Origin of the sequence: Mesorhizobium sp. M0166 (genome assembly GCF_040322255.1) — a bacterium.
GTDB lineage: Bacteria > Pseudomonadota > Alphaproteobacteria > Rhizobiales > Rhizobiaceae > Mesorhizobium.
The window spans coordinates 121,441-145,778 of sequence record NZ_JAMYTD010000014.1 but is presented as its reverse complement, the minus strand read 5'-3'; the positions used below and the strand labels follow the sequence as shown (position 1 = coordinate 145,778).

The following is a 24,338-nucleotide window of genomic DNA, read 5'->3' as shown; positions in this document are numbered from 1 at the left end:
GCGTGCAATAGGTTGCCCTTATTCAACTCCTCTGGATCCAAGAACTGCGATCCATGAGAAATGTTTCACCGGCTCGATAAAAAGACAGAATGAGCTACACGCCGCCGCCCCGCCGCCCCCTGATAGGCAGGTTTGGATTTGCTCGATCACCATCAATTGATCCAGACGTGCCGGCGCCCAATGGAACATAATGCCCGGAATTCAGTTAGATAGCCGGATTTGACTGGAGTTCGCCAGATGCGCAACTCCGGCCGGGTAAGGGCACTGCCGTGACACGGAGTGAGCGGCTTCGGGCGTATCGCGCCGAACTCAGGCACCACCTTGCCGAACTCGGGAGCCATAAACGCTCCTTATGGAGGATGCCATGAACCAGTGGACAAACGCCAGGCTCTGTGACGTAGCCAACCTGATCCTTGGGGCAATTCTGTTCTTTTCTCCCTGGATCTTCGCCTTTGCGGCAGGCCCGCAGACGCAGAACGCCCTCGGCAGCGGAATCTTGATCGTCGTGCTTTCGATTGCCGCCCTCGCGGCATTTGCCGTGTGGGAAGAGTGGGTGAATCTGGTCGTCGGACTGTGGGTCCTCGTGTCTCCCTGGGTGCTTGGATTCCAGGCGACAACGGCGATGACCGTGCATGTCGTGATCGGCATTCTGGTCGCCGTCCTGGCCGCGATCGAGCTCTGGATGATGTACCAGAACCCGCCGACCCAGTCCGCCGCCTAGCAGGCGCAGCCAGCCAGCGCCCTTTCTTGGGCCTGACGGATCGACGGGTCGTCTGCCGGCCTCTCGGCAACAGCCGCCGGAGGCCGGATGGCAATTTGTTTGGGCGAGAACTGAGAAGGATTGCGCATTATGGTCCGTGACAATCCGCGTTCGACGGCCAGGATTGCGGGACATCCTATTCATCCGATGCTCGTGCCGTTTCCGATCGCCTGCTTCGTCGGCACCCTGCTGACGGATCTGGCCTATTGGCGAACAGCGGAGATGATGTGGGCTGACTTCTCCGCTTGGCTGGTTACCGTCGGCGTGATCATGGGCTGCCTTGCAGCGATCGCGGGGCTGATCGATTTCCTGGCTAATCCGCTGATAAGGGCACAGCCCCCCGCCTGGCCGCACGTGCTCGGCAATCTGCTGGCGTTGGCATTGTCCATCATCAACATGCTCGTGCACACCCGCGATGCATGGACCTCCATCGTTCCCACCGGCTTGATCCTCTCGGCGGTTGTCGTGCTCATCCTCATCTTCACTGGTTGGCTGGGCTGGTCCATGGTGTACCGGCATCACGTCGGAGTGGCGGATTGATGCGCGTAGCAAGCTCCATCGGTCAGACCAGGCGCATCGCGGTGTCGGTCCTTATTTGCACTGCGGCGATCACTCTTGCAGCGTGCAGCGGCAACGACCCGGATCCCGGCAGTCAGATAGGGCCGAATCCAAACCTGCCGGAGCCGATCCAATATTTCTTCCCGCCTATGCATCTCGCTTCCGTGGTCGGATGGAAGAACGATGAAAAGCCGACAGTCGCGCAGGGATTGCAGATCCAGGCTTTTGCCCACGGCTTGCAGCATCCGCGGTCGCTTTATGTGCTGCCCAATGGCGACGTCCTGGTGGTCGAGTCCAAAGCGCCGGGTGGCGAACCGATCAAACGGCCCAAGGATTTGGTGATGGGCTGGATCGAATCCTGGGTCACCTCGGGCGGCGACAGCGGCCCGAGCAATCGCATTACGCTGCTGCGCGACGCCGATGGCGATGGCAAGCCGGAGCTGACCAGCGTATTCCTCGACCACCTGAGCTCCCCCTTCGGCGTGGCGCTGGTGGGAAGCGATCTCTATGTCGCCAATACCGATTCCATCGTCCGCTATCCCTACAACACCGGTGACACAAAGATCACCGCGCCCGGAACGCCGCTCACCGCCCCGCCCGGCGGCCCGATCGACCACCATTGGACAAAGAGCCTGGTGGCAAGCCCCGACGGCTCGCTGCTCTATGTCGGCGTCGGCTCGAACAGCAACGTCGCCGAAAACGGCATTGAGGCGGAGAAGAACCGCGCCGCCATCTGGCAGGTAGACAGGGCCACCGGCCGGTCACGCATTTTCGCCAGCGGTTTGCGCAATCCAAACGGCCTGAGCTGGGAGCCGCAGACCGGCGCGCTCTGGGCAGTGATCAATGAGCGCGACGAGCTCGGCCCCAATCTCCTGCCGGATTATCTGACCTCGGTAAAGGATGGCGGCTTCTACGGATGGCCATACAGCTATTATGGCCAGCATCTCGATCCCCGCGTCATGCCCCAGCGTCCGGACCTGGTCGCGAAAGCGATCGTTCCGGATTATGCACTGAGTTCCCACGTCGCCCCTCTGGGACTGGTCTTCTATACGGCAACCGGCCTTCCCGAGGCATATCGCGGCGGCGCCTTCGTTGGCGAGCACGGCAGCTGGAACCGCACGCGCTTCAATGGCTACAAGGTGGTGTTCGTACCATTCAGCGGCGGCCGTCCGAGCGGCGTCGCTACCGACGTGGTGACTGACTTCCTGGACAAGGACAACAAGGCGCGCGGCCGGCCTGTCGGCCTGGCTGTCGACAAAACCGGGGCCCTGCTCATTGCTGACGACGTTGGCAACACAGTTTGGCGGGTGACATCTGCCGGCCAATAAGGTGGCTCCACTCCCTTCGTCGAGCTGTCGGTCGAGCAGGTGAACGGACACTGCTCGAAGCAATCGTGCTGACGCTCTTCGTCATGCTGCTGTTCCTGTAGAACCTGCGCGCGACGATCCCCGACGATCGCCGTTCCGGTGACTGCCGGCATATTCGGCGTGCCCGCCCTTGCCGGTTACTCGACGCTGACAATGCTTGCCGCTCTCGCCATCGGGTGGCTGAGCTGGAGGTGGATGAAGGCCTGCCGCTGATCACCGCCGAATCGAAGGACCGCCAGCGCCGAGAAATGGTATTTTTGCTCTTCCCACAGCCGGCTCTAGAATTTTCATCGCAAATCAAGTTATGATGCACTTGGTATTTCCCGGGACGGCTTGCGCCGCTTGGAATACCGGGAGGAACCGGGACATGGCCGTTGCGCTTGTACTCGTTCTGATAGTCGTGGGCTCGGTGTTGTTCCACTTCCTGAGCCCATGGTGGTGGACGCCGATTGCCTCGAACTGGGACTATATCGACAACACCATCATCATAACTTTCTGGATCACCGGCGTCGTCTTCGCCGCCGTGGTTCTTTTCATGGCCTATTGCGTCTTCCGCTTCCGTCATCGGGAAGGCAATCAGGCGGCATATGAACCTGAGAACAGGCGCCTCGAATCCTGGCTGACGGTCGTCACCGCAGTTGGCGTCACGGCTTTGCTCGTTCCCGGCCTGTTCGTCTGGAGCCGGTTCGTAAATGTTCCAAGCGACGCAACCGAGGTCGAAGTCGTCGGCCAGCAGTGGCAATGGAGTTTCCGCCTCCCCGGCAAGGACGGCAAGCTCGGCACATCCGACACCCGCGACGTCAACGCTGAAAATCCACTCGGCGTCATCGCCACCGATGCCAACGGCCAGGACGATGTCGTAGTGGAAGCGGCCGACCTGCACCTCCCGGTAGGCAAACCCGTCAAGATGCTGCTCCGCTCGATCGATGTGCTGCACGATTTCTACGTGCCGGAATTCCGCGCCAAGATGGACATGATCCCGGGCTCGGTCACCTATTTCTGGTTCACTCCGACCAAGACCGGAACCTTCCAGGTCCTGTGTGCCGAACTCTGCGGCCAGGGACATCCGATGATGCATGGCGTGGTCATGGTCGATACTCAGGAAGACTATCTGGCATGGCTTGGCCAGCAGCAGACTTTTGCGCAGCTGTCCGCGCCCCAGCAGATGGGCTCGGCAGAGTAGGAAACCGGAACGACGGTGCGCCGTCGGGATTGAAATTACTGCGGCAAGCCCGAACTGTCGGACTGGCCGAAAAGGGCACGGAGGTGTTCCTATGGTCGATATCACACCTGCAGATGCGGTACCGCCGGCCGAAGTCGCGGAAATGGAACTCTACCATCCGCACAGCTGGTGGACGAAATACGTTTTCTCGCAGGACGCCAAGGTCATCGCCATCCAGTATTCGGCGACGGCGACAGCGATCGGCATGGTCGCGCTGGTGCTATCCTGGCTGATGCGGCTGCAGCTCGGCTTCCCCGGCACATTCGATTTCATCACCCCGGAGGCCTACTACCAGTTCATCACCATGCACGGCATGATCATGGTGATCTACCTGCTCACAGCACTCTTCCTGGGCGGCTTCGGCAACTATCTGATCCCGTTGATGGTTGGTGCTCGCGACATGGTCTTTCCCTATGTCAACATGCTGAGCTACTGGATCTATCTGCTCGCCGTGCTGGTCCTGGTGTCGAGCTTCTTTGCGCCTGGCGGACCGACGGGTGCCGGCTGGACGCTCTATCCGCCGCAGGCGATCATGACCGGTACGCCAGGCGGCCAGGACTGGGGCATCATCCTGATGCTTGTCTCGCTGATCCTGTTCATCGTCGGCTTTACCATGGGCGGCTTGAACTATGTCGTGACGGTGCTGCAGGGCCGCACACGCGGCATGACGCTGATGCGCCTTCCGCTTACTGTCTGGGGTATTTTCACCGCCACCGTCATGGCGCTGCTCGCCTTCCCGGCGCTGTTCGTCGCCTGCGTGATGATGCTGCTCGACCGGGCGCTCGGCACCAGCTTCTTCATGCCGGCGATCGTCGAGATGGGCGAACAGTTGCAGCATGGCGGCGGCAGCCCGATCCTGTTCCAGCATCTGTTCTGGTTCTTCGGCCATCCGGAGGTCTACATCGTGGCGCTTCCGGCCTTCGGCATCGTATCCGACCTGATCAGCACCCATGCGCGCAAGAACATCTTCGGCTACCGCATGATGGTCTGGGCCATCGTCGGCATCGGCGCGCTGAGCTTCGTGGTCTGGGCGCACCACATGTATGTCAGCGGCATGCATCCCTATTTCGGCTTTTTCTTCGCCACCACGACATTGATCATCGCCGTTCCAACAGCCATCAAGGTCTACAACTGGGTGCTGACGCTGTGGCGTGGCGACATCCACCTCACCATACCGATGCTTTTTGCCCTGGCCTTCATCGTCACCTTCGTCAATGGCGGGTTGACCGGCTTGTTCCTCGGCAATGTCGTCGTCGACGTTCCGCTGTCGGACACGATGTTCGTCGTCGCCCATTTCCATATGGTCATGGGAGTTGCGCCGATCATCGTAATCTTCGGCGCGATCTATCACTGGTATCCGAAGGTCACCGGCCGGATGCTGAACGAGACACTGGGCCGGTTCCATTTCTGGGTCACCTTCCTCGGCGCCTATCTGATCTTCTTTCCAATGCACTATCTCGGCTTGATGGGCGTGCCGCGGCGCTACAACGAATTGACCGACATGACGATCATGACGGAATCGGCCCACCACCTGAACTCGTTCATCAGCATCATGGCGTTCATTGTCGGCTTTGCCCAACTGGTGTTCCTGTTCAATCTCATCTGGAGCATCCGCCATGGTCGCGAGGCTGGCGGCAATCCGTGGCGGGCCACGACGCTCGAGTGGCAGACGCCTGAAACACCGCCCGCCCACGGCAACTTCGGCAAGGATCTGCCGATCGTCTATCGCTGGGCCTATGACTACAGCGTACCGGGAGCCAAGGAGGACTTCATACCGCAAAACGTTCCGGGCTCCTTCGCGCCCTCCAGGGAGCCGGCATGAGCGTAATCCTGGTCTTCCTGCTCGTGATCGCCGGTATTGCCGGGTGGTGGCTTTCCCATCAGCGGCTAATGACGAAGCCGTGGCTCGAGCAAGGTATGATCGACGATTTTGTCGCTCTGGACCGATCGGCGCTGCCGACCGCAAAGATCGGTCTCGGCGTCTTCCTTGCCGTCGTCGGCTGCCTGTTCGCGCTGTTCACCAGTGCTTACTTCATGCGCATGGCACTGTCGGATTGGCGGCCGCTGCCCATCCCGCCCCTGCTCTGGCTTAACACCGGCGTACTGATCTTGAGCAGCATTGCGATACAGTGCGCTTCGCTCGCGGCGCGCAAGGGTCAAATGGACATGGTCAGGCTCGGCCTCGCCACTGCCGGACTCACGGCGCTCGTCTTCCTGATTGGACAGCTTGTGGCATGGCGGGAACTGAGTGCGGACGGCTATTTTCTGGCGTCCAATCCGGCCAACAGCTTCTTCTACCTGCTAACGGGAATGCATGGCCTGCACATACTGGGAGGACTGGTCGGGCTGGGCAGAACGAGCGTCGGCGCCTGGAACGGTGCGCAGCCGCAGCGGCTGCGCCTCAGTGTCGAGCTGTGCGCCATGTACTGGCATTTCCTGCTTTTCGTCTGGCTCGCCATCTTTGCGCTTCTAGCCGGCTGGGCTTCGACTTTAATCGACATTTGCCGAGGGTTGCTGACCTAGGAGGAACGGGCGGATGGCAGAGACGACACTGGCCCACATCGGCCGAACAGAGCCGCGGCCCGCAGGCTGGCAAGGCATCGCCGCCGACTGGTCCTCGGATCAGCGGGCGTTCAAAAACGTGTCCTGGGGCAAGGCCATGATGTGGATCTTCCTGCTCAGCGACACGTTCATCTTCGGCTGCTTCCTGCTCTCCTACATGACCGCGCGTATCTCAACACGCGTGCCGTGGCCCAATCCGAGCGAGGTCTTTGCCCTGCGCATCGGCGGCTCCGACATTCCACTGATCCTTATCGCTATCATGACCTTCGTGCTGATCTCGAGCAGCGGAACGATGGCCATGGCGGTCAATTTCGGCTACCGCCGCGACCGCCGCAAGACGGCAGTGCTGATGCTTTTGACCGCAGCACTCGGCGCGACCTTCGTCGGCATGCAGGCCTTCGAATGGACCAAGCTGATCACCGAAGGCGTGCGGCCTTGGGGCAATCCCTGGGGCGCTGCACAGTTCGGCGCATCCTTTTTCATGATTACCGGCTTCCACGGCACGCATGTGACGATCGGGGTGATCTTCCTGATCATCGTGGCGCGAAAGGTCTGGCGCGGGGACTACGACGTCGGACGGCCCGGCTTCTTCACCAGCCGGAGGGGCCGCTACGAGAACGTCGAAATCATGGGGCTTTACTGGCATTTCGTCGATCTGGTCTGGGTGTTCATTTTCGCATTTTTCTATCTTTGGTGAGAGGCAGGACATGGCTGAAGCAACCGCAAACGGCCTCGGACAGCATGCGCTGGACAGCGCCCATACCCATGAGGCGACGACGACCGGCGTTACCCCAGCGGAGGTTCATCAGGAGCACCCGATCAAGCTCTATCTGGTGGTCTGGGCGTGGTTGTTCATCCTCAGCACCTGCTCGTATCTGGTCGACTATTTCGGTCTCCATGGCTATCTCAGATGGTCGCTGATCCTGATCTTCATGATCCTCAAGGCAGGGCTGATCGTCGCCATCTTCATGCACATGGCCTGGGAACGGCTGGCGCTGACATATGCAATCATCTTGCCGCCGGTGCTGGTGCTAGTGTTCGTGACGATGATGGTCTTCGAAGCGGACTACACGCTTCTCACCCGAATGGCGTTTTTCGGGGCCGGGCCCTGACATGCAATCCGGCTCCAAGCGGTCCGGTCCTGGAGCCTTCGCCTTGAAACAATCCACGGCTGGTCCATTTCTGTTGGTATCGGAGACGTCAGGCGATGCCGGCGTTTCCACATGCGTCGCGAACACCAGCAAGGGGCGCCCAAGATGACCATCGCAAACAGACTGAAGGATTTTATCGATAGGAAAGGAATTTCCTACGACACCGTCGAGCATCACCGCACGGCGACAAGCAGACAATCCGCCATTGCGGCACATGTGCCCGGCAGCATAATGGCCAAATCGGTGGTCGTTCACCACGACCGTGGCTACGCGCTGGCCGTGGTTCCAAGCACGCACAGGATAGAACTCGCGACATTGCAGGACGTCATGGACAAGCCCCTTGGGCTAGCCTCCGAAGACGAGGTGGTCTCGTTGTTCGGCGATTGCGACGTCGGCGCTGTGCCGCCGATCGGCGCTGCCTATGATGTGCCGGTGGTCCTCGACGAAAGCCTCGGCGACGCTCCCGAAGTCTATTTCGAGGGCGGCGACCACAAGACGCTTGTGCATGTGAGCGGCAAGGATTTCCGCGACCTGACAAAGGACGCGCGCCAAGCCCGTTTCAGCCACCCGGCCTATTGAAAGCTCTGCCCCGCCCTGCCCGCACTGGCTCTTTCGCCGGTACGGGCACGACAGGTTTTCAGCTCACGGCCTGGTGGCCGGCGGCGATTCCACAACTTTCCGGTAGACATGCCAGGTGGCATGACCAAGGATCGGCAGCACGACCGCCAACCCGGCGAACACTGGCAGCGAGCCGACGATCAGGGCGACGGCGACGATAAGGCCCCACACCGCCATCACGATCGGGTTGGCCAGGACAACGCGCACCGAGGTATGGATGGCTTCGTAGGCGCCGACATCGCGGTCGAGCAACAACGGGAATGCGACGACCGTGGTACACAACACAACCGCGGCGAACACGAAGCCGATGGCATGACCCAGGATGATGAGCGTCCAGCCGCGTCCCGTGGCGAATATTTCACTGATGAAGCTGGACAGCGATTGCGGCGGCGCCGGGCCGAATAGGGCCTGGTAGAATATCTGGGCCGTCAAAAGCCAGGCGATGAAGATCGCAAGCAGCATGACGCCGACCGCTGCGATAGCCGGCAGTGCCGGAGAACTCCTGACCTCAAAGGCGTGCCTCCACGAGGCGTCGAGCCCGGCTTCCCGTCGCCGGCTGATCTCATAGAGACCGATCGCCGCGAACGGACCAATCAGTGCAAAGCCGGAAACAAGCGGAAACAGCAATGGCAGCGTGTTGTTGCCTGATGTCCAGACAGCAAGCACGACTCCCGCAATCGGATAGATCAGGCAGAGAAAAACGATGTGCGACGGCTTGACCATGAAATCATCGACGCCACGCCTCAGCGCATCAAAAAGATCGGAGACACCGATTTTTCGAATTCTGGTGTGTTCCAGCGTCTCGCTGGCGCCTGCTATCACGTGAAAGCTTGCCATGACCATTCCTCCAGACCAGGTCCGGTAAGGTCGCGTTTTACGGTGCTGCCATTCTGCATGATTGGCCCACGCAAACCGCGACCTACACCATGATCAATATACTCTCATGCGGGGGACTTGTCGCGCTTTGTAGGAAGGCCTGGGAGTAAGAGGTCGCGGGTAGCCTGACTAGCTCCGGACGCCGTTCTTCGATATGCTCTTCTAGTCGAAGGTGAAGGTCATGGATGGAAGGACAGTTCTCATACTCGGCCTTGGCGTCGTTATTCTGCTGTTGCTGGGATTTTGTGCTCTGCCAAGGTGATGTTTTGAGCCGGGGTCAATAGCCGGCTGACGCGACCACTCGCATTACAATGGTGTCGGCAAGCAGCGCCGCAAAGATCGCGAAAAGATAGACAATCGAATACGCAAATAGCGCCTTTGCCGGCTTCATCTCCTTGTCGGCGACGAGAACCTTCCAGGCGTGCCAAATGAAACCTGCGCCTAAGGCGGCTGAAACAGTGCCATAATATCCGCTCGCGAAGCCGAAGCCCCAAGGAAGCACGCCGATTGGCGCCAAGAGCAGCGAATAGGCGAAGATTTGTTTTCTGGTCGAGCCTTGCCCAGCCACATTCGGCATCATCGGGATACCCGCCGCGGCATAGTCGCCGACCTTGAAAAGGGCCAGCGCCCAGAAATGAGGCGGCGTCCAGAGGAAAATGATCAGAAACAGGATGAGACTTTCAATGCCGATTGCGCCGGTTGCAGCAGCCCACCCGATCACCGGAGGAAGGGCGCCTGCCGCGCCGCCTATGACGATATTCTGTGGCGTCGAGCGCTTCAGCCACATCGTGTAGATAACGACATAGAAAAAGATGGTAAACGCCAACAACGATGCGGCAAGCCACCCCACCAGCACGCCGAGCGTCATGACCGACAGTGCGGAAAGCACAAGACCGAAGCTGAGAGCTTCGCCAGGCGTGACGCGACCGGACGGAATTGGTCGCTTGGACGTGCGAGACATCAAGGCGTCTATGTCTGCGTCGTACCACATATTGAGCGCGCCGGCGGCTCCGGCTCCAACCGCGATTGCGCCGATGGCAATTACGGCGATAACTGGATTCATCACGCCGGGCGCCATCATCAGGCCGACGAAGGCAGTAAACACGGCAAGCGCCATGACGCGTGGTTTCAAAAGCGCAAAGAAATCACCCGCCATCGCCTCCGAGAGGCGGATGCCGGTATTTTTGAGGCGGCTTTCTTCAGTCGACATTCAGACGACCACCGATGGGAACGGCAGCCTAGCCGGCCAATGTCTTTTTTGCAACGAGCCGCTCCCCACCGACACTGCCGGCAGATTGCGGCCGAGGGCTATGCCTCGACCTGTTTGCGATACCAAGATCCGGCGGAAGAGCCGGGCTATTTGGAGAATTGCTTCAGATAAGCAATGACATTGGCGACGTCCTCGTCCTTCTTGAGGCCGGGGAATGCCATCTTCGTTCCTTTGACCATCGCCTTGGGATCGTGAAGGTAGGTCGTCAGCGTGGCTTCGTCCCATTTAACGCCGGATTTTCCGGCCTCGGTCATGGCCTTGGAATAGCTGAACCCCGGATGCGTGCCGGCCGTTCGGCCGATGACGCCGTTCAAGGACGGACCGATCTTGTTCTGGTCCTTGTCCGCGACGTGGCAGACCTTGCATTTGGCGAAGACCTTCTCACCCGCCGCGGCATCCTGTGCCCGAGAGGGGCCGGCAATGACGGTGGCGACGGACATGATGATAAAAAACACAATGGCACGCATGGCATTTCCTCCCTGATCGCCAATTTGCCCTGGCTGACCTGCACAGGCCGACATTTAGTCCGCTGGAATGCGCTCTTGAATGGCAGAACGGATATCCACTGCCTGGAGTTGCGGCACCTACATACCACAGAACCCGGCCGGCAGGTAGAGTTCGACCATGCAAAGGTTTAATGCGGACAATCTGCTCAAGGCAATTTGGTGTTGCAGGTAGCGGCGATCCGGCCGACCGCCTCTTCAACTCCGGCGAGGTCGAAGTCGGCTGTGCCGCGCCCCGACAGCAGCCCGAACCGCCAGGACAACAGCAGCCGGTCCGCGGAAATCAGTCGCCTGACGCCGTCGGCGCCGTCGCGGACCAGCATCCTGCTGCGCGGGCCGACCGACCAGCTTTCGTTGAGCTTGCCGGATTGGCCGACAGTCACCGACATGGCGATGGTTCGGCTGGCGGAAACGGTGTCGCTCAGCTGCAGCCATTCGCTCCAACGTGGCTCGCCGGCGGTCCGGCAGGCGATCGTCAATACCGGGCTGTAGCTCAATGCGCCGCCGCCGGTGATGAGCTTATTGGTCGCGTAAAGCGAGGCGGTGACAAGGCCATCGCTGCTCTTGTCGAACCGCCAGTTGTCGAGACCGGTTTCAGCCTGGGCAATCCCACAGGCCGACGCAAGCAGGAACGCCGCCGCCATCACGCTTCCGATACCGAAGAACTGTCTCAACGATGCCTCCAACAACCGCTGCGGTCCGCAACCCAGCGCAGATAATCATCAAAGCTTCGTATCGCTACCTCGACCGCCAGATGCGTGAAATCCGTTGCGTCTGCGCCACAACGAAAAAGGCCGCCTCGAGAAGGCGGCCTTTCGGAATTCAGCAGGGACGTTATTCAGCGTCCTTGGCGGCCTTCTTCTTCGGCGCGGCCTTTTTCTTCGGCTCTTCAGCGTCGTCGTCGGCCTTGTTGGCATCCGCTTTTTTCGCAGCCGCCTTCTTCGCCGGCTTGGCCTTGATTGTCTCCGTATCCTCGTCGTCGGCCAGCAGTTCTTCCTTGCTGACCTTGACATCGGTGACCGAGATCTGGCCGAGCAGATGGTCGACCACCTTCTCTTCGAACATCGGCGCGCGCAACGTGTTCAGCGCTTCGGGATTGTTGCGATAGAATTCGAAGGCCTCCTGCTGCTGGTTGGCCGGATAGCGACGCACCTGCTCGAACAGGCCGCGCTGCAATTCCTCGTCCGTCACGGTGACGCCGGCCTTCTCGCCGATTTCGGCGAGAACCAGGCCGAGACGCACGCGGCGTTCGGCAAGGCGCATATATTCGGCACGCGCCTCTTCTTCCGTCGTCTCTTCGTCGGCAAAGGTGCGTCCGGCAGCTTCGAGGTCGCGGTTGACCTGGTTCCAGATGTTGTTGAACTCGGCCTCGACGAGCTTGGACGGCGCCTCAAACGAGTAAGCAGCGTCGAGTTGGTCGAGCAACTGCCGCTTGACTTTCTGGCGCGTTATCGAGCCGAACTGGTTCTCGATCTGACCGCGCACCACCTCGCGCAGGCGCTCCAGCGATTCCAGACCGAGATTTTTGGCCATCTCGTCGTTGATCTCAAGTTCGCCGGGCTTGGACACTTCCTTGACGGTCACGTCGAAAGTGGCTTCCTTGCCGGCCAGATGCGCCGCCTGGTAGTTTTCCGGGAAGGTAACCGTGATTTGCTTCTCGTCGCCGGCCTTGCTGCCGACCAGCTGGTCCTCGAAGCCGGGGATGAATTCCTTCGAGCCGAGTACCAGCGGCTGATCGGTGCCGGCGCCGCCGTTGAAGGCTTCACCGTCAATCTTGCCGACATAATCGATGGTCACGCGGTCGCCCTCGGCGGCCTTGCCGGTCTTCGGCTCGTAAGTGCGGGCGGATTCAGCGACACGCTTGACCTGCTCGTCGATCTCTTCGTCCGGCACGTCGAACACCTGGCGCGTCACCTTGATGTCGGAGAAATCCTTGATTTCGATCGGCGGAATGACCTCGTAGTTCAGGCGGAACTCGAAATCGGCGCCGCCGGCCAGGATCTTCTCGGCTTCCTTCTCGTCCTCGGTCATGATCACTTCGGGCTGCATGGCGGCCTTTTCGCCGCGCCCGGTGATGATCGAACGGGTCGAATCGTTGAGGATCTCGTTGACCACTTCGGCCATGAACGATTTGCCATAGACTTTGCGCAGATGCTGGACCGGCACCTTGCCAGGGCGGAAGCCGTTGATGCGGACCTTGTTCCTGGCATCGGAGAGCCGCGCCATCAGCTTGGCTTCCATGTCACCGGCCGGCACGGTGACCTTGATCTCGCGCTTGAGACCGGAGTTGAGCGTTTCGGTGACCTGCATCATAAAACCTTTGTTTCCACCAATGAGGCCGTCAAACGGCCCCTGCCGTTTACAGCCTGCCGGTATAATCTTGCCGGGAATGGCTTTTGGTGCGGGACTTGGCGATCTGCCCGCCCAACGCGGCACAAATCTTCAAGAAATACGCTCCAAAATGTGAATAAGTCTTTGTTTTTCCTACTTCTTATCACATTCTGCAGAAGCGGATCGTCGCGTCCCGTCACATTCGACACGCCTTTTGTCACAGGCGACGCTGATTTTCAACCATCTTTGCATTCCGGCCAATGATGCCGATATCGGCCCTGACATTGACAGAATGATGGCTACATGGGATTGGCCGGGCAATGCGGATGTGGCGGAATTGGTAGACGCCCTGGATTTAGGTTCCAGTGCCGAAAGGCGTGGGGGTTCGAGTCCCTTCATCCGCACCACCCTTCGCTCTTCGAGCTTCGGGGGGCACGCCACCTGAGCCAACTCGACAGACGAAGGGAACCCTCCGAAGCCTTGGCGAAGGAGGACTAATAAAGCGGCTCCTCGAATAGCGTCTTGTCGCCGTCCACCAGCGCCTTGATCTGCGCCGTGCCGTTGGCCGCGATCGCCACGCGGATGCCGAACGGCCGCACCCGCATGTCGTTCTGGATCGCTATCCCCTCGCCTTCCGGCAGATAGAAGCGCTCGATGCCGTACTCCGGCGCGATCGTCGTTTCTCCCTGGCTGATATCCCACCCCTCGGAGACGTGTCCGACGATATCGGCTTCACCGGACGCTGCCGGCACCGGCGCTTGCCCGAACCAAGCCGCGGTCGGCCCCCAATAGCCGTCGGCGCCCTGCTTCAGCCTGACCACGATCGACGTTTCCTCGCTGGAAAGCTTGCCGGCCGGAATGTTGCCGATCAGCTTCACCGATATGCGCGAAATGTCGTAGCCGAGCCGAATGTAGTCACCGCGCAAGAGATCGCGCGGATCGATCGGCTCGACCTTGAGCAGGACCTGCTTGCCGTCGCGCAGGATCGCCGCGCGTCCGGCGATGATCCAGCTCAGGAAGCCGATCTGGACAAGCGCCAGGGCTACCGCCGAGATGATCAGTCTCTTGCCGGTCATCATGCCGCCGCTCCTGTCATGTTCGGGGCGTTCATGCGCTTTTCTATGCGAATGATAATGAAAGCAAGAACGGCGAGAAGCACCGCCGCCGCAAGGAAGAAGCCTGCCGTGTCGAGCATTGATTGCAGCATCACCACATAGATGATGGCGAGTTCGAAGGCGAAGCCCGCATAGGCAACCCAGCGCAACCCCCGGCTCTCGCGGCCGCCCAGCACGATCGCCGCGACAATGCCGGCCAGCGCAACAGCCGAGGCAATGGCGAAGCCGCTATTGTAGCTGCTTTCATCCGCCAGTTCGAATTGGATCATCGCTAGGCCGGTGAGAAAGCCGATCAGCGCGTGCAAGGGCAGCCTGCCACCCAGTTGCAAGATCCTGTCGACCGGCCCGGCAGCAAAGATCGCAGCGGTAAAAAGCAGCACCGACGCGGCAACGAGCGGGATGGCAACTTGCAGCGTGTCGTATTGCATGACCAACAGCACGAGGTAGAAGAGGACCGACAGGATGATCAGGTGGCGCGCCGCCTGGCTGCGCGTCCAGAACGAAACGGCGAAGAGAACCAGCGCCATGACCACGAAGAGATGCGGAAATTCCGTGCGCCGGAAGTAGTCGAACCCTCTCAGGAACAGCCAGGCATCGGCGATGCCAACGGCAGCGACGGTCAGCGGGTTTGAGCGCAGCGCCACCGCCGCCAGCGCCGTGCCGGCGCCCCAGGTGATCAAGGCCGAGGCCTCGTCGCCCGATAAATGATACATCTGGCCGATCAGCGCGATCGAACCGCCGAATGCCGCCGCTGCGACGATCCACAGCGCTTCGCCGATCGCCGCATGGTCGCGCATCTTCAGCACCGCGCCGCCGACATAACCGGCAAGGATTACGGCAAAAAGTGCCGCGACCCGCACCAGCCGCGGGATGACTTCCCAGTTGGCGGCGATAAAGATCAGGACTGCTGCGCCGAACAGCAGCGCCGCCATCATCGCCAGGATCGAGCCGAAACTCAGCGATTTGCGTTCGTTTGCCTCGACGTCGCGCGTTAGAGCCTCGGCTGTCGGCGCGTCGATCAGGCCAGCCTGCTGCCATCGCGCGATATCCGACCTGACCCGTGACGAATAGCTCGCCATTGTCCCTCCCCCTTTCCTTGGTTCTTTTAGCTCATCCGGCCAAGCGTTTGACCTAACGGCATTTTCCGATCTGGGCGGAAAACCGGACGCGCGTTAATGTTGCATTGCACAATTTGCATTGCTGCCATGCACCAATAGCGCTTTTAAATCGATATGACCCCACCTATTTTCACGGTGCACACAAAGACGGAATGATCCGAAAGAAAGACGAAACGAGAATACCATGAACCTGATCCGCAACTATCGCAACTGGCGCCGCTACCGGGACACCGTGTCCGAGCTGAGCCGCCTGAGCACCCGTGAACTGACCGACCTCGGCATCAGCCGCAGCGACATTCATTACGTCGCCCGCAAGGCGGTCTAATCCTTCGGACCGCAAATGGTCCGAGCCAGTTTTGAAAAGAGAACGACAATGAACCTGATCCGCAACTATCGTAACTGGCGCGTCTACCGCGAGACGGTTACCGAGCTGGGTCGCCTGTCGAACCGCCAGCTCAACGATCTCGGCATCGTCCGTGACGAGATCAAGATGGTCGCTCGCAGGGCGATCTAACAACAAGAATTTCGCCAGGGTCGACCTCCTCCCCGACCCTGACGGATACGGTCAGCCTTCACCTCCTCCCGAGGGTTGACCACAAAAACGGCGCCCGCCGGACCTCCTCCCCCGGCGGGCGTTGTTTCTAAAACGGGTTTCGCGCCCTTCCAAACGGCGAAAAGAATTTCGTCAAAGCCGACCTCCTCCCCGGCGATGGCGAATACGGTCGATCTTCACCTCCTCCCGAGGATCGGCCAACAAAACGACACCCGCCGGACCTCCTCCCCCGGCGGGTGTTGTTGTTTTGGGCGGTCGTTCCCGCAGCAGCCCACTTGCGCTGCCATCCCTGGCAATTGCAATCCTTGCGCCAAACGACTATTTCGGCGCTCATGGACAAGAACCCCATTCACGTTATCGGCGGCGGACTTGCCGGCTCCGAAGCCGCCTGGCAGGCGGCCGAAGCCGGCATTCCCGTTATTCTGCATGAAATGCGTCCCGTCCGCGGCACCGACGCGCACAAGACCGACGGGCTGGCCGAGCTCGTCTGTTCCAATTCCTTCCGCTCCGACGATGCGCAAACCAATGCCGTCGGCCTGCTGCACGCCGAAATGCGGCTGGCCAGTTCGCTGATCATGAGTGCCGGCGATGCGCACCAGGTGCCGGCCGGCGGTGCGCTCGCCGTCGACCGCGACGGATTTTCCGAAGCGGTAACCCGGAAGCTCGAAGCCCACCCGCTCATCACCATTCGACGCGAGGAAGTGCCCGGCCTGCCGCCGGCGGATTGGGACCAGGCGATTATCGCCACCGGCCCGCTGACCGCGCCTTCGCTCGCTCAATCGATCGCCGAAGTAACCGGCGCCGACGCGCTCGCCTTCTTCGATGCCATCGCGCCAATCGTCCATTTCGACACGATCGACATGGATATCTGCTGGTTCCAGTCGCGCTACGACAAGGTCGGGCCTGGCGGCACCGGCAAGGACTACATCAATTGCCCGATGGACAAGGAGCAGTACCTTGCCTTCGTACAGGCGCTGGTCGACGGCCAGAAAACCGAATTCAAGCAATGGGAAGGCACGCCCTATTTCGACGGCTGCCTGCCGATCGAGGTGATGGCCGAGCGCGGCGTCGAGACATTGCGCTACGGGCCGATGAAGCCGATGGGGCTGACCAATGCGCACAATCCGTCCGTAAAGGCCTATGCCGTCGTCCAGCTTCGCCAGGACAATGCGCTGGGCACGCTCTACAACATGGTCGGCTTCCAGACCAAGCTGAAGCACGCCGAGCAGGTGCGCATATTCCGCACCATCCCCGGGCTGGAAAACGCCGAATTCGCCCGCCTCGGCGGCCTGCACCGCAACACCTACATCAATTCGCCGACGCTGCTCGACGCTTCGCTGCAGTTGAAGTCGCGGCCCGGCCTGCGTTTTGCCGGCCAGATCACCGGCTGCGAGGGCTATGTCGAGAGTGCCGCCATCGGCCTGCTTGCCGGGCGTTTCGCCGCCGCAGAACGGCTTGGCCACGCGCCGTCGCTGCCGCCCTTGACCACCGCGTTCGGCGCATTGCTCAACCACATCACCGGTGGCCATATTGTCTCCGACGACGAGACGGGAAAGCGCTCCTTCCAGCCGATGAACGTCAATTTCGGCCTGTTCCCGCCCGTGGACGCGCCAAAGATCGAAGGCAAGCGGCTGCGCGGCAAGGACAAGACGGTCGCCAAGCGGCACGCGGTGACATCGCGCGCTCTGGCCGACTGCCGCGAATGGCTGGGGCTGCCTTCCCGGGCGGAAGCTGCGGAATAACGATCGGGTTGGCTGCGCCGCAGCCTCTATGCGACCGGCCAGCCTTGCGTCGCGCGCCGGAACAAGAGCCAATGCCGGCGCAAGGCCGACAGCCGCGCCGCGCCATCAAGCGCTGAATGGCGGGAGCCGTCCATCTTGCCGAGATAGGCGCCCGTCAGAGCCAGTGGCAGAAAGGCCGGCCGCAGCGAAACCGGTAGAGCGGACGCTCCCTGCTCGAAAGCGGAAAGATGCTCGCGTGCCAGCGCGACCATCGCGGCTACTGCGCGTTGCGCGCCCGGCCCGCCGTCGTCTGTAACGAATTCTTGCGGCGACGTTCCTGCGGCGGCCAAGATGTCGGCCGGGACAAAGCACTGTCCCCGCTTGCGGTGCAGCGGCAGCAGCAGCAGGAGACCGGTCATCGCCTGCGCACAACCTGCCCTGCCGGCAAGTTCGGCAAAGCGCGGCGCTTCGACCGGATCGAGCACCATCGCCGCAAGCTGGATAAGTGCTGCGGCAGTCTCGCCGCAATAGCCTTCGAGATCGGTGCGCGACGGCATCGGGTCGTCATAGAGATCGAAGATGCGCGCTTCCAGCATGTTGTCGAAAGCGGCCTTGGGCAGGCGGTGAGCGGAAATCGTCGCTCTCAGCGCGTCCGCCACGGGATGGCCGACCTTAGCGCGATCCTCTTCGGCTGCGATGACGTCTCGCCACCATTGCAGCCGCACCTCCCCTGGCAGCGCCTCGTGGATGCGATCGCGTATGCCGGCGATTTCGGCGTTGAAGGCATAGAGCGAAAACACCGCGTCCCGCTTGTCTTCGGGCGCGTAGAGCGCGGCGAGATAGCGGTCATGGTCGGCGGCGCGCACCGTCTCCATGACGGCTTTGGTGTTTTCGGCCACGTCAGTCGACGGCGATGAGTGCTGCGGCCACGGCGCGGTCTTCAGCCAGCAGCACATTATAGGTCCGCACTGCCGCCCCGGTCGACATCGGATCGGCGGAAATGCCAGCATCCTTCAGCGCAGCACGCAACGCCGCCGGCAACGGCCTTAGATCCTTGCCGCTGCCGACCAGCAGGATCTCGACCTTGTCGGCCTCATTAAACAGCTTGGTGAAATCCGCTGACGTCAGCGCCAGCGGATCGGCCGGCTCCCAGCCATAGATGCCAGAAGGCAGGCACAGCAGCGAGCCGCGATGCGACATGTCGGCAAAGCGGAAACCGCCATTGCCATAAGCCTCGATCGGTGCGCGGCCGGGGAAATGCGCCTCGCGGATGACGATGCCCTTGGCCACTTTTGAGGCAAGCCGTCAGGTGGCTATGGCTTTGCCGCCGCCCACCGGCTTTTCCTCATCGGACGCTGTGGCCTGCGGCCGCAGCTTGAACAGGATAAGCAGTGGCGCGGCGATAAAGATCGACGAATAAGTGCCGAATACGACGCCGAACAGCATCGCCATGGTGAACGAGCGGATCACCTCGCCGCCGAACAGCACCAGCGCCAGCAGCGCCAGGATCGTCGTCACCGAGGTCAGCGTCGTCCTCGACAGCGTCTCGTTGATGGCGTTGTTCAGCAATTGCGGCAGCGGCATTCGCTTGTATTTTCGCAGATCCTCGCGAACACGGTCATAGACGACGATGGTGTCGTTGAGCGAATAACCGATGATAGTGAGGATCGCCGCCAGCGACGACTGGTTGAATTCGAGGCCGGTGATGACGAAGAAGCCGATCGTCATGACCACGTCGTGCACGGTCGCAACTATGGCGCCGACCGCGAACTGCCATTCGAACCGGAACCAGACATAGATCAGGATACCAAGCAACGCGACAAGCATGGCGATGGTGCCTTGCTTGGCAAGTTCGCCCGAGACCGTCGGCCCGACCACTTCGACGCGGCGGAAATCATACTGGTCCTGCAGCTCGCCGCGCACCTTGTCGATGACGGTCTGTTCGGCGTTCTCGCCACCCTCCTGAGTACCGACGCGGATCAGCACGTCGTTCGGCTCGCCGAACTGCTGAACCTGCACTTCGCCGATATTGAGTTCCGTCAGCCTGCCGCGGATGTCGGCCAGATCGGCATTGCCGGCCTTGGACTGCACCTCGATCAGTGAGCCGCCCTTGAAATCGATGCCGTAATTGATGTCGATGGTCATGAAGCCAATGACCGACAGCACCGAAAGCACGCTCGACAGTGTGAACGTCCAGCGGCGGATGCCCATGAACGGGATTTTCGTGCCGGGTGGAATGAAGGTCACAGGCGCCCGCGGCAACTCCTTCGGACGGGCGCGGCGAAGCCAGATCGACACCAGCAGGCGGGTGAAGGTGAAGGCGGTGAAGACCGTGGTCAGGATGCCGATGGCATAGGTGACGGCAAAGCCCTTCACCGGCCCGGTTCCGAGCCAGAACAGCACCACGGTCGCGATCAGCGACGTCACGTTGGAATCGACGATGGTCGCCAGCGCCTTGCTGAAACCGGTATCGATCGCCTGAATGACCGAGCGGCCGGCACGTCGCTCCTCGCGGATGCGTTCATAGATGAGAACGTTCGAATCGACCGCCATGCCGATGGTCAGCACGATACCGGCGATGCCGGGTAAGGTCAGCGTCGCTCCAAGCAGCGACAGCAGCCCGACGATCATCGCCACATGCACCGCCAGCGCGATGTTGGCGAGGAAGCCGAGGAAGCCGTAGGCGATGAACATGAATGCCACCACCAGGATCGACCCGATGATGCCGGCGACCTTGCCGGCATGGATGGAGTCCTGGCCAAGTCCCGGCCCCACCGTGCGCTCTTCGATCACCGTCAGCGTCGCCGGCAAGGCGCCGGCGCGCAGCAGCACGGCGAGGTCGTTGGCGCTCTCGGCGGTGAAATTTCCCGATATCTGGCCGGTACCGCCCGGGATCGGTTCACGGATCTGCGGTGCCGAAATCACCTGATTGTCGAGGATGATGGCAAACAGCTTGCCGACGTTCTGTGCCGTCGCCTGGCCGAACCGCTGCGCCCCTTTCGAATCGAACCGGAACGAAACAACCGGCTCGTTGGTCTGGGAATTGAAGGTCGCCTGGGCATCGACAAGGTTTTCACCGGAAACGATGACGCGGTTCTCGATCAGGTACGGAACCGGCGGGTCGTCCTGCGAATACAGCACCGAGGATCCCGGCGGCGGACGGCCGTTCAGCGCGTCCTGCACCGGCATCGATTGGTCGACCATCTGGAACGTCAGCTTGGCGGTCTGGCCAAGAATTTCCTTCAGCCGCTGCGGGTCCTGGAGACCAGGCACCTGCACCAGGATACGGTCGTCGCCTTGGCGCTGCACGATCGGCTCGGTGGTGCCGAGTTCGTTGACGCGACGCTCGACAACCTGGATCGCCTGCGTCAGCGCCGTCGAGGTGCGATATTTGATCCCCGCATCGGTAACGGCAAATTTGAGCAGGCCAGGCTCGGAATCATCCAGCGTCATCTCCTGGATGGAGCCGCCGCTGAACAGGCCTGCGGCCACCGGATTGGTCAATGGTTTCAAGGCTGTCTTGGCAGCGTCGATCTGTGCGGGATCGGTGATGCGGACCTGCACCGTGCGGCCCGTTCCGGAAAGGCCGGTATAGCCGATCTTGGCATCGCGCAGCAGCGTCCTGATTTCGTCGCGCGTCGTCTCCAGCCGATCCTTGATCAAATCGTTCGGATCCATCCTGAGCAGGATGTGCGAGCCGCCCTGCAGGTCGAGGCCGAGCGTCATCTGCCGCTTCGGCACCCAGTCGGGCAATTTGGCCAGCGTGCTGGCGGAAAAAAGGTTGGGCGCAGCGAGGACCACTGTGGCGGCGACGGCCAGCCAGATCAGGATCATCTTGAAGCGCGAAAAATAAAGCATCAGTTCTTATCCGTTCAGGCGTACAAGCGGCAGCGTTCCGCCATCGGTCGGTTTACGGGCATATTTCTAATTCTGACCACGGCCGGCCCTATCGTGCTTCCTCGGCGATTGTCAATCTTGCTGGCAAGGGGCCGGTGCGCAGCAGCAAGGCGAGGTCATTGGCGCTTTCAGCGGTGAAATTTCCCGATATCTGACCGGTGTCGCCTTCAATGGGCTCTCGGATAACAGGCGCCGAAATAACCTTATCGTCTAATATAACTGCAAACGGCTTGCCGATATTCTGCGTCGTAGCCCATTTGAAACGCGCCGTACCCCGGGAATCAAGCCGGAATGAGACGACAGGCTCATCGGTCGCCAAATTGCGGGTTGCTTGCGCATCCAGCACATTTTTACCGGAAAGGATAACCCGATTTTCGATCAAGTAGGGAACCGGAGGATCGTCCATCGAATAAAAAACCGCCGAGCCGACGGGCGGGCGGCCGCCGATTGCCTCGTCGACTGGCATCGACAGATCAACGAACTGGAAGCTCAGGTGACCGGGCCGGGTGAGAATTTGTCCTAGCCTTTGCGGATCGGCAACGCCCGACGTGCGGACCAATATGCCGTCTTCATTCGTTGACCGAACCACCGAGTGGGCGCCCAGGTCGCGGATACGATCTTTGATGACCTCAACCGACTGTGCAAGCGCGGCCGAAGTTCGATACTTCAAACCTGCATCCGTTACGGTGAATTTGAGCAGGCCGGGCCCACTGTCGTCCAGGGTCATTTCCTGGACACCGCTGTCCGCGACAGGATCGGTCACCGTTTTGAGTGTCGCCTTGGCGAGGTCAAGCTGAGCCGGATCTGTTATGTGCACTTGAACGGTCCGACCCGAACTGGCAAGGCCGGTATAGCCGATCCTTGCTTCGCGTAGCAGCGACCGGACCTCGTCGCGTGTTGCTTTCAGCCGGCCCTCGATCACGTCGGACACATCCAACCTGAGCAGGATGTGTGGACCATCTTGCTGGCTTGCTTCAACGGTTGACCGGCTTTCGGCAAGCCATTCTGGTCGCATGGTATAACCGGCGGCGAAGATATTGGTCGCGTGGAAGATAAGCGTGCTGGCTACGGCAAGCCACGTCAGGATCAGCTTCAGGCGCCAAAGGTGGAACATATGCCGTCGTTCGTCAGAGCCCTGCCCGCGGATCGTTCCGCCGGCAATTCGGTTATTTCTTGGCGTTCTGGTTCGCCACCGGCTCGCCCTTGACGCGCACCTCGGCGATCGTCGAGCGCAGTGCCGTCACCTTGATGCCGCCAAGGTCGACTTCGAGCTCATTATCGTCGATCACCTTGGTCACCTTGCCGACGAAGCCGCCGCCGGTAACCACCGTATCGCCGCGGCGGATCGCCGAAAGCATCTCGCCGCGCTTCTTCAGCTGCGTGCGCTGCGGCCGGATGATCAGAAAATACATGATCACGAAAATCAGAGCAAACGGTACGATCTGGATAAACATTGCGGACGAGTCCCCGCCGATGCCTTGGGCGTATGCCGGTGTCACGAACATCGAGGTACTCCTGAATTTTGAAAAACAGCCGCCAAACGGTTTTGCGGAAATTTGACGGCCCCGCCAAATTTGGCCGGAATATAGTCGGTAACGTTGCCAATGCAACTGCGCGGCCGGGCAAATCGGCTGCTTTTCCGGCCTGGTGAGCCGTGTTAGAGGGTGATCCCGAAAAGCGACGCTCGGTTTCCGCAAAAGATCATGCCCGAACAAATGCTTGGCACGAGTTTCGAAACCGCTGAAATTAGGTAGGTTGGCCTGCCGCACCGTCCTGAATGCGAAACAAAAAAGACAAGAGATGACCGACAGCAGCATCGATATCCTGAGCCAGAAGCTCGACCGCCTGATCGAGGCGGTCGCCCGCCTCGCCCCGCCGCCGGTGCCGCAAACCGACCTCGGCGAGGCCGATTGCTTCGTCTGGCAGGCCGATCCCGGCTATCTGGAGCCGGTGCTCAAGGTCAACCGCGTCGACATCGGCCTGATCCGCGGTGTCGACCGCGTCCGCGACATATTGGTCGACAACACCGAGCGCTTCGCCTCCGGCTATGCTGCCAACAACGTGCTGTTGTGGGGCGCGCGCGGCATGGGCAAATCGTCGCTGGTCAAGGCGGTGCACGCCGCGGTCAACGCTTCGACAAAGCTCGACCTGCCGCTCAAGCTTATCGAGATCCATCGCGAAGACATCGACACGCTGCCGAAGCTGATGGGACTGCTGAAGGCAGCGCCGTTCCGTTTCATCCTGTTTTGCGACGACCTGTCATTCGACCACGACGACACATCCTACAAATCGCTGAAGGCAGCTCTTGAAGGCGGTGTCGAGGGCCGCCCGGCCAACGTCATCTTCTATGCCACCTCGAACCGGCGGCATCTGTTGCCGCGCGACATGATCGACAATGAGCGCTCGACGGCGATCAATCCGTCCGAAGCGGTCGAGGAGAAGGTTTCGCTGTCGGACCGTTTCGGCCTGTGGCTTGGCTTCCACAAATGTTCTCAGGACGAATATCTCGACATGATCGACGGCTATGTCCGCCATCACGATCTCGCGATCGATCCCGAGACGCTGCGCGCCGAGGCGCTGGAATGGGCGACGACGCGCGGCAGCCGTTCGGGCCGCGTCGCCTGGCAGTTCACCCAGGATCTGGCAGGCCGGCTCGGCAAATCGCTCAAGGATTAGCCGCTCAAGGACGAACAACAGAAGAAGCCCGCACCTTGCG

At 60.8% G+C, this 24,338-nt stretch carries 25 protein-coding genes and 1 tRNA gene; 14 read left to right on the top strand and 12 right to left on the bottom strand.

The window, feature by feature from the left end:
* The first annotated feature begins 364 nt into the window (after positions 1 to 364).
* The 9 genes from NKJ46_RS17435 to NKJ46_RS17395 all read left to right on the top strand — a co-directional run bounded on the left by NKJ46_RS17435 (position 365) and on the right by NKJ46_RS17395 (position 8,199).
* Positions 365 to 721, top strand: a complete 357-nt coding sequence (locus NKJ46_RS17435; RefSeq protein ID WP_051409696.1) for an SPW repeat protein — start codon at positions 365 to 367, stop codon at positions 719 to 721.
* A 129-nt stretch (positions 722 to 850) separates the two neighbouring features.
* Positions 851 to 1,300, top strand: a complete 450-nt coding sequence (locus tag NKJ46_RS17430; RefSeq protein WP_352666075.1) for a DUF2231 domain-containing protein — start codon at positions 851 to 853, stop codon at positions 1,298 to 1,300.
* Complete coding sequence (locus NKJ46_RS17425) at positions 1,300 to 2,646, top strand: PQQ-dependent sugar dehydrogenase (protein ID WP_352666074.1); 1,347 nt, start codon at positions 1,300 to 1,302, stop codon at positions 2,644 to 2,646. Before NKJ46_RS17430 ends, NKJ46_RS17425 begins: the two co-directional genes overlap by 1 nt.
* Before the next feature lie 406 nt (positions 2,647 to 3,052).
* A complete protein-coding gene (coxB, locus tag NKJ46_RS17420; protein ID WP_254818347.1) occupies positions 3,053 to 3,868 on the top strand; it encodes a cytochrome c oxidase subunit II in 816 nt (271 codons plus the stop codon).
* A gap of 91 nt (positions 3,869 to 3,959) precedes the next feature.
* Positions 3,960 to 5,729, top strand: coding sequence for a cytochrome c oxidase subunit I (gene ctaD, locus NKJ46_RS17415; protein ID WP_352666073.1), 1,770 nt, complete (start codon positions 3,960 to 3,962; stop codon positions 5,727 to 5,729).
* Positions 5,726 to 6,430 (top strand): cytochrome c oxidase subunit 3, encoded by a 705-nt coding sequence (locus NKJ46_RS17410; protein WP_352666072.1) that lies wholly within the window; start codon positions 5,726 to 5,728, stop codon positions 6,428 to 6,430. Before ctaD ends, NKJ46_RS17410 begins: the two co-directional genes overlap by 4 nt.
* Before the next feature lie 13 nt (positions 6,431 to 6,443).
* Complete coding sequence (locus NKJ46_RS17405) at positions 6,444 to 7,166, top strand: heme-copper oxidase subunit III family protein (protein ID WP_023678903.1); 723 nt, start codon at positions 6,444 to 6,446, stop codon at positions 7,164 to 7,166.
* A gap of 10 nt (positions 7,167 to 7,176) precedes the next feature.
* Entirely contained in the window at positions 7,177 to 7,581 is a 405-nt protein-coding gene (locus tag NKJ46_RS17400; protein ID WP_352666071.1) for a cytochrome C oxidase subunit IV family protein, read from the top strand.
* A gap of 144 nt (positions 7,582 to 7,725) precedes the next feature.
* Positions 7,726 to 8,199, top strand: a complete 474-nt coding sequence (locus tag NKJ46_RS17395) for an aminoacyl-tRNA deacylase (protein WP_352466993.1) — start codon at positions 7,726 to 7,728, stop codon at positions 8,197 to 8,199.
* 63 nt (positions 8,200 to 8,262) lie between these two features.
* On the opposite strand, the gene NKJ46_RS17390 is transcribed toward NKJ46_RS17395, so the two are convergent.
* The 5 genes from NKJ46_RS17390 to tig form a co-directional block, all read right to left on the bottom strand.
* The gene (locus NKJ46_RS17390) at positions 8,263 to 9,075 is read right to left on the bottom strand and encodes a DUF2189 domain-containing protein (protein ID WP_352666070.1); all 813 of its coding nucleotides are present in this window, start codon (positions 9,073 to 9,075) and stop codon (positions 8,263 to 8,265) included.
* A gap of 316 nt (positions 9,076 to 9,391) precedes the next feature.
* Positions 9,392 to 10,324 carry a heme o synthase gene (locus tag NKJ46_RS17385; protein ID WP_352666069.1) on the bottom strand — a complete coding sequence of 311 codons (933 nt, stop codon included), beginning with the start codon at positions 10,322 to 10,324 and terminating at the stop codon, positions 9,392 to 9,394.
* A gap of 146 nt (positions 10,325 to 10,470) precedes the next feature.
* Positions 10,471 to 10,824, bottom strand: coding sequence for a c-type cytochrome (locus NKJ46_RS17380; protein WP_502899365.1), 354 nt, complete (start codon positions 10,822 to 10,824; stop codon positions 10,471 to 10,473).
* A gap of 212 nt (positions 10,825 to 11,036) precedes the next feature.
* Positions 11,037 to 11,561 (bottom strand): hypothetical protein, encoded by a 525-nt coding sequence (locus NKJ46_RS17375; RefSeq protein ID WP_352666067.1) that lies wholly within the window; start codon positions 11,559 to 11,561, stop codon positions 11,037 to 11,039.
* Positions 11,562 to 11,721: 160 nt separating this feature from the next.
* The gene (tig, locus tag NKJ46_RS17370; protein WP_352666085.1) at positions 11,722 to 13,197 is read right to left on the bottom strand and encodes a trigger factor; all 1,476 of its coding nucleotides are present in this window, start codon (positions 13,195 to 13,197) and stop codon (positions 11,722 to 11,724) included.
* Between the two features lie 343 nt (positions 13,198 to 13,540).
* Here tig and NKJ46_RS17365 point away from each other — a divergent pair.
* Positions 13,541 to 13,625: transfer RNA gene (locus NKJ46_RS17365), tRNA-Leu, on the top strand.
* 87 nt (positions 13,626 to 13,712) lie between these two features.
* Here NKJ46_RS17365 and NKJ46_RS17360 read toward each other — a convergent pair.
* Together NKJ46_RS17360 and NKJ46_RS17355 are read right to left on the bottom strand one after the other, a co-directional pair.
* Positions 13,713 to 14,297 (bottom strand): GDYXXLXY domain-containing protein, encoded by a 585-nt coding sequence (locus NKJ46_RS17360; RefSeq protein WP_352666066.1) that lies wholly within the window; start codon positions 14,295 to 14,297, stop codon positions 13,713 to 13,715.
* Positions 14,294 to 15,412 (bottom strand): DUF2157 domain-containing protein, encoded by a 1,119-nt coding sequence (locus NKJ46_RS17355; protein ID WP_352666065.1) that lies wholly within the window; start codon positions 15,410 to 15,412, stop codon positions 14,294 to 14,296. Before NKJ46_RS17355 ends, NKJ46_RS17360 begins: the two co-directional genes overlap by 4 nt.
* Before the next feature lie 223 nt (positions 15,413 to 15,635).
* On the opposite strand from NKJ46_RS17355, the gene NKJ46_RS17350 reads away from it, so the two are divergent.
* The 3 genes from NKJ46_RS17350 to trmFO all read left to right on the top strand — a co-directional run bounded on the left by NKJ46_RS17350 (position 15,636) and on the right by trmFO (position 17,746).
* A complete protein-coding gene (locus NKJ46_RS17350) occupies positions 15,636 to 15,776 on the top strand; it encodes a DUF1127 domain-containing protein (RefSeq protein WP_091596947.1) in 141 nt (46 codons plus the stop codon).
* A gap of 48 nt (positions 15,777 to 15,824) precedes the next feature.
* The gene (locus tag NKJ46_RS17345) at positions 15,825 to 15,965 is read left to right on the top strand and encodes a DUF1127 domain-containing protein (protein ID WP_023678914.1); all 141 of its coding nucleotides are present in this window, start codon (positions 15,825 to 15,827) and stop codon (positions 15,963 to 15,965) included.
* A 371-nt stretch (positions 15,966 to 16,336) separates the two neighbouring features.
* Entirely contained in the window at positions 16,337 to 17,746 is a 1,410-nt protein-coding gene (trmFO, locus tag NKJ46_RS17340) for a methylenetetrahydrofolate--tRNA-(uracil(54)-C(5))-methyltransferase (FADH(2)-oxidizing) TrmFO (protein ID WP_352666064.1), read from the top strand.
* Between the two features lie 26 nt (positions 17,747 to 17,772).
* Here the strand turns inward: trmFO and NKJ46_RS17335 are convergent, their stop codons facing one another.
* The 5 genes from NKJ46_RS17335 to yajC form a co-directional block, all read right to left on the bottom strand.
* A complete protein-coding gene (locus NKJ46_RS17335; protein WP_502903414.1) occupies positions 17,773 to 18,600 on the bottom strand; it encodes a phytoene/squalene synthase family protein in 828 nt (275 codons plus the stop codon).
* Positions 18,601 to 18,625: 25 nt separating this feature from the next.
* The gene (locus tag NKJ46_RS17330; RefSeq protein ID WP_352666062.1) at positions 18,626 to 19,015 is read right to left on the bottom strand and encodes an Mth938-like domain-containing protein; all 390 of its coding nucleotides are present in this window, start codon (positions 19,013 to 19,015) and stop codon (positions 18,626 to 18,628) included.
* 15 nt (positions 19,016 to 19,030) lie between these two features.
* Entirely contained in the window at positions 19,031 to 21,583 is a 2,553-nt protein-coding gene (gene secDF / locus NKJ46_RS17325) for a protein translocase subunit SecDF (RefSeq protein ID WP_352666061.1), read from the bottom strand.
* An 88-nt stretch (positions 21,584 to 21,671) separates the two neighbouring features.
* Positions 21,672 to 22,736: a SecDF P1 head subdomain-containing protein gene (locus NKJ46_RS17320; RefSeq protein ID WP_352666060.1), complete on the bottom strand. Its 1,065-nt coding sequence runs from the start codon at positions 22,734 to 22,736 to the stop codon at positions 21,672 to 21,674.
* 52 nt (positions 22,737 to 22,788) lie between these two features.
* A complete protein-coding gene (gene yajC, locus NKJ46_RS17315; protein ID WP_352666084.1) occupies positions 22,789 to 23,127 on the bottom strand; it encodes a preprotein translocase subunit YajC in 339 nt (112 codons plus the stop codon).
* 295 nt (positions 23,128 to 23,422) lie between these two features.
* Between yajC and NKJ46_RS17310 the strand changes: the two genes are divergently transcribed.
* The gene (locus tag NKJ46_RS17310; RefSeq protein WP_352666059.1) at positions 23,423 to 24,298 is read left to right on the top strand and encodes an ATP-binding protein; all 876 of its coding nucleotides are present in this window, start codon (positions 23,423 to 23,425) and stop codon (positions 24,296 to 24,298) included.
* The last annotated feature ends 40 nt before the right edge of the window (positions 24,299 to 24,338 follow it).

Coding starts and splice junctions, on each gene's coding strand:
- NKJ46_RS17435 (WP_051409696.1), top strand. CDS start 365: ATGAACCAGTGGACAAACGCCAGGCTCTGTGACGTAGCCAACCTGATC.
- NKJ46_RS17430 (WP_352666075.1), top strand. CDS start 851: ATGGTCCGTGACAATCCGCGTTCGACGGCCAGGATTGCGGGACATCCT.
- NKJ46_RS17425 (WP_352666074.1), top strand. CDS start 1,300: ATGCGCGTAGCAAGCTCCATCGGTCAGACCAGGCGCATCGCGGTGTCG.
- coxB (WP_254818347.1), top strand. CDS start 3,053: ATGGCCGTTGCGCTTGTACTCGTTCTGATAGTCGTGGGCTCGGTGTTG.
- ctaD (WP_352666073.1), top strand. CDS start 3,960: ATGGTCGATATCACACCTGCAGATGCGGTACCGCCGGCCGAAGTCGCG.
- NKJ46_RS17410 (WP_352666072.1), top strand. CDS start 5,726: ATGAGCGTAATCCTGGTCTTCCTGCTCGTGATCGCCGGTATTGCCGGG.
- NKJ46_RS17405 (WP_023678903.1), top strand. CDS start 6,444: ATGGCAGAGACGACACTGGCCCACATCGGCCGAACAGAGCCGCGGCCC.
- NKJ46_RS17400 (WP_352666071.1), top strand. CDS start 7,177: ATGGCTGAAGCAACCGCAAACGGCCTCGGACAGCATGCGCTGGACAGC.
- NKJ46_RS17395 (WP_352466993.1), top strand. CDS start 7,726: ATGACCATCGCAAACAGACTGAAGGATTTTATCGATAGGAAAGGAATT.
- NKJ46_RS17390 (WP_352666070.1), bottom strand. CDS start 9,075: ATGGCAAGCTTTCACGTGATAGCAGGCGCCAGCGAGACGCTGGAACAC.
- NKJ46_RS17385 (WP_352666069.1), bottom strand. CDS start 10,324: ATGTCGACTGAAGAAAGCCGCCTCAAAAATACCGGCATCCGCCTCTCG.
- NKJ46_RS17380 (WP_502899365.1), bottom strand. CDS start 10,824: ATGTCCGTCGCCACCGTCATTGCCGGCCCCTCTCGGGCACAGGATGCC.
- tig (WP_352666085.1), bottom strand. CDS start 13,197: ATGCAGGTCACCGAAACGCTCAACTCCGGTCTCAAGCGCGAGATCAAG.
- NKJ46_RS17360 (WP_352666066.1), bottom strand. CDS start 14,297: ATGATGACCGGCAAGAGACTGATCATCTCGGCGGTAGCCCTGGCGCTT.
- NKJ46_RS17355 (WP_352666065.1), bottom strand. CDS start 15,412: ATGGCGAGCTATTCGTCACGGGTCAGGTCGGATATCGCGCGATGGCAG.
- NKJ46_RS17350 (WP_091596947.1), top strand. CDS start 15,636: ATGAACCTGATCCGCAACTATCGCAACTGGCGCCGCTACCGGGACACC.
- NKJ46_RS17345 (WP_023678914.1), top strand. CDS start 15,825: ATGAACCTGATCCGCAACTATCGTAACTGGCGCGTCTACCGCGAGACG.
- trmFO (WP_352666064.1), top strand. CDS start 16,337: ATGGACAAGAACCCCATTCACGTTATCGGCGGCGGACTTGCCGGCTCC.
- NKJ46_RS17335 (WP_502903414.1), bottom strand. CDS start 18,600: ATGGAGACGGTGCGCGCCGCCGACCATGACCGCTATCTCGCCGCGCTC.
- secDF (WP_352666061.1), bottom strand. CDS start 21,583: ATGCTTTATTTTTCGCGCTTCAAGATGATCCTGATCTGGCTGGCCGTC.
- NKJ46_RS17320 (WP_352666060.1), bottom strand. CDS start 22,736: ATGTTCCACCTTTGGCGCCTGAAGCTGATCCTGACGTGGCTTGCCGTA.
- yajC (WP_352666084.1), bottom strand. CDS start 23,127: ATGTTCGTGACACCGGCATACGCCCAAGGCATCGGCGGGGACTCGTCC.
- NKJ46_RS17310 (WP_352666059.1), top strand. CDS start 23,423: ATGACCGACAGCAGCATCGATATCCTGAGCCAGAAGCTCGACCGCCTG.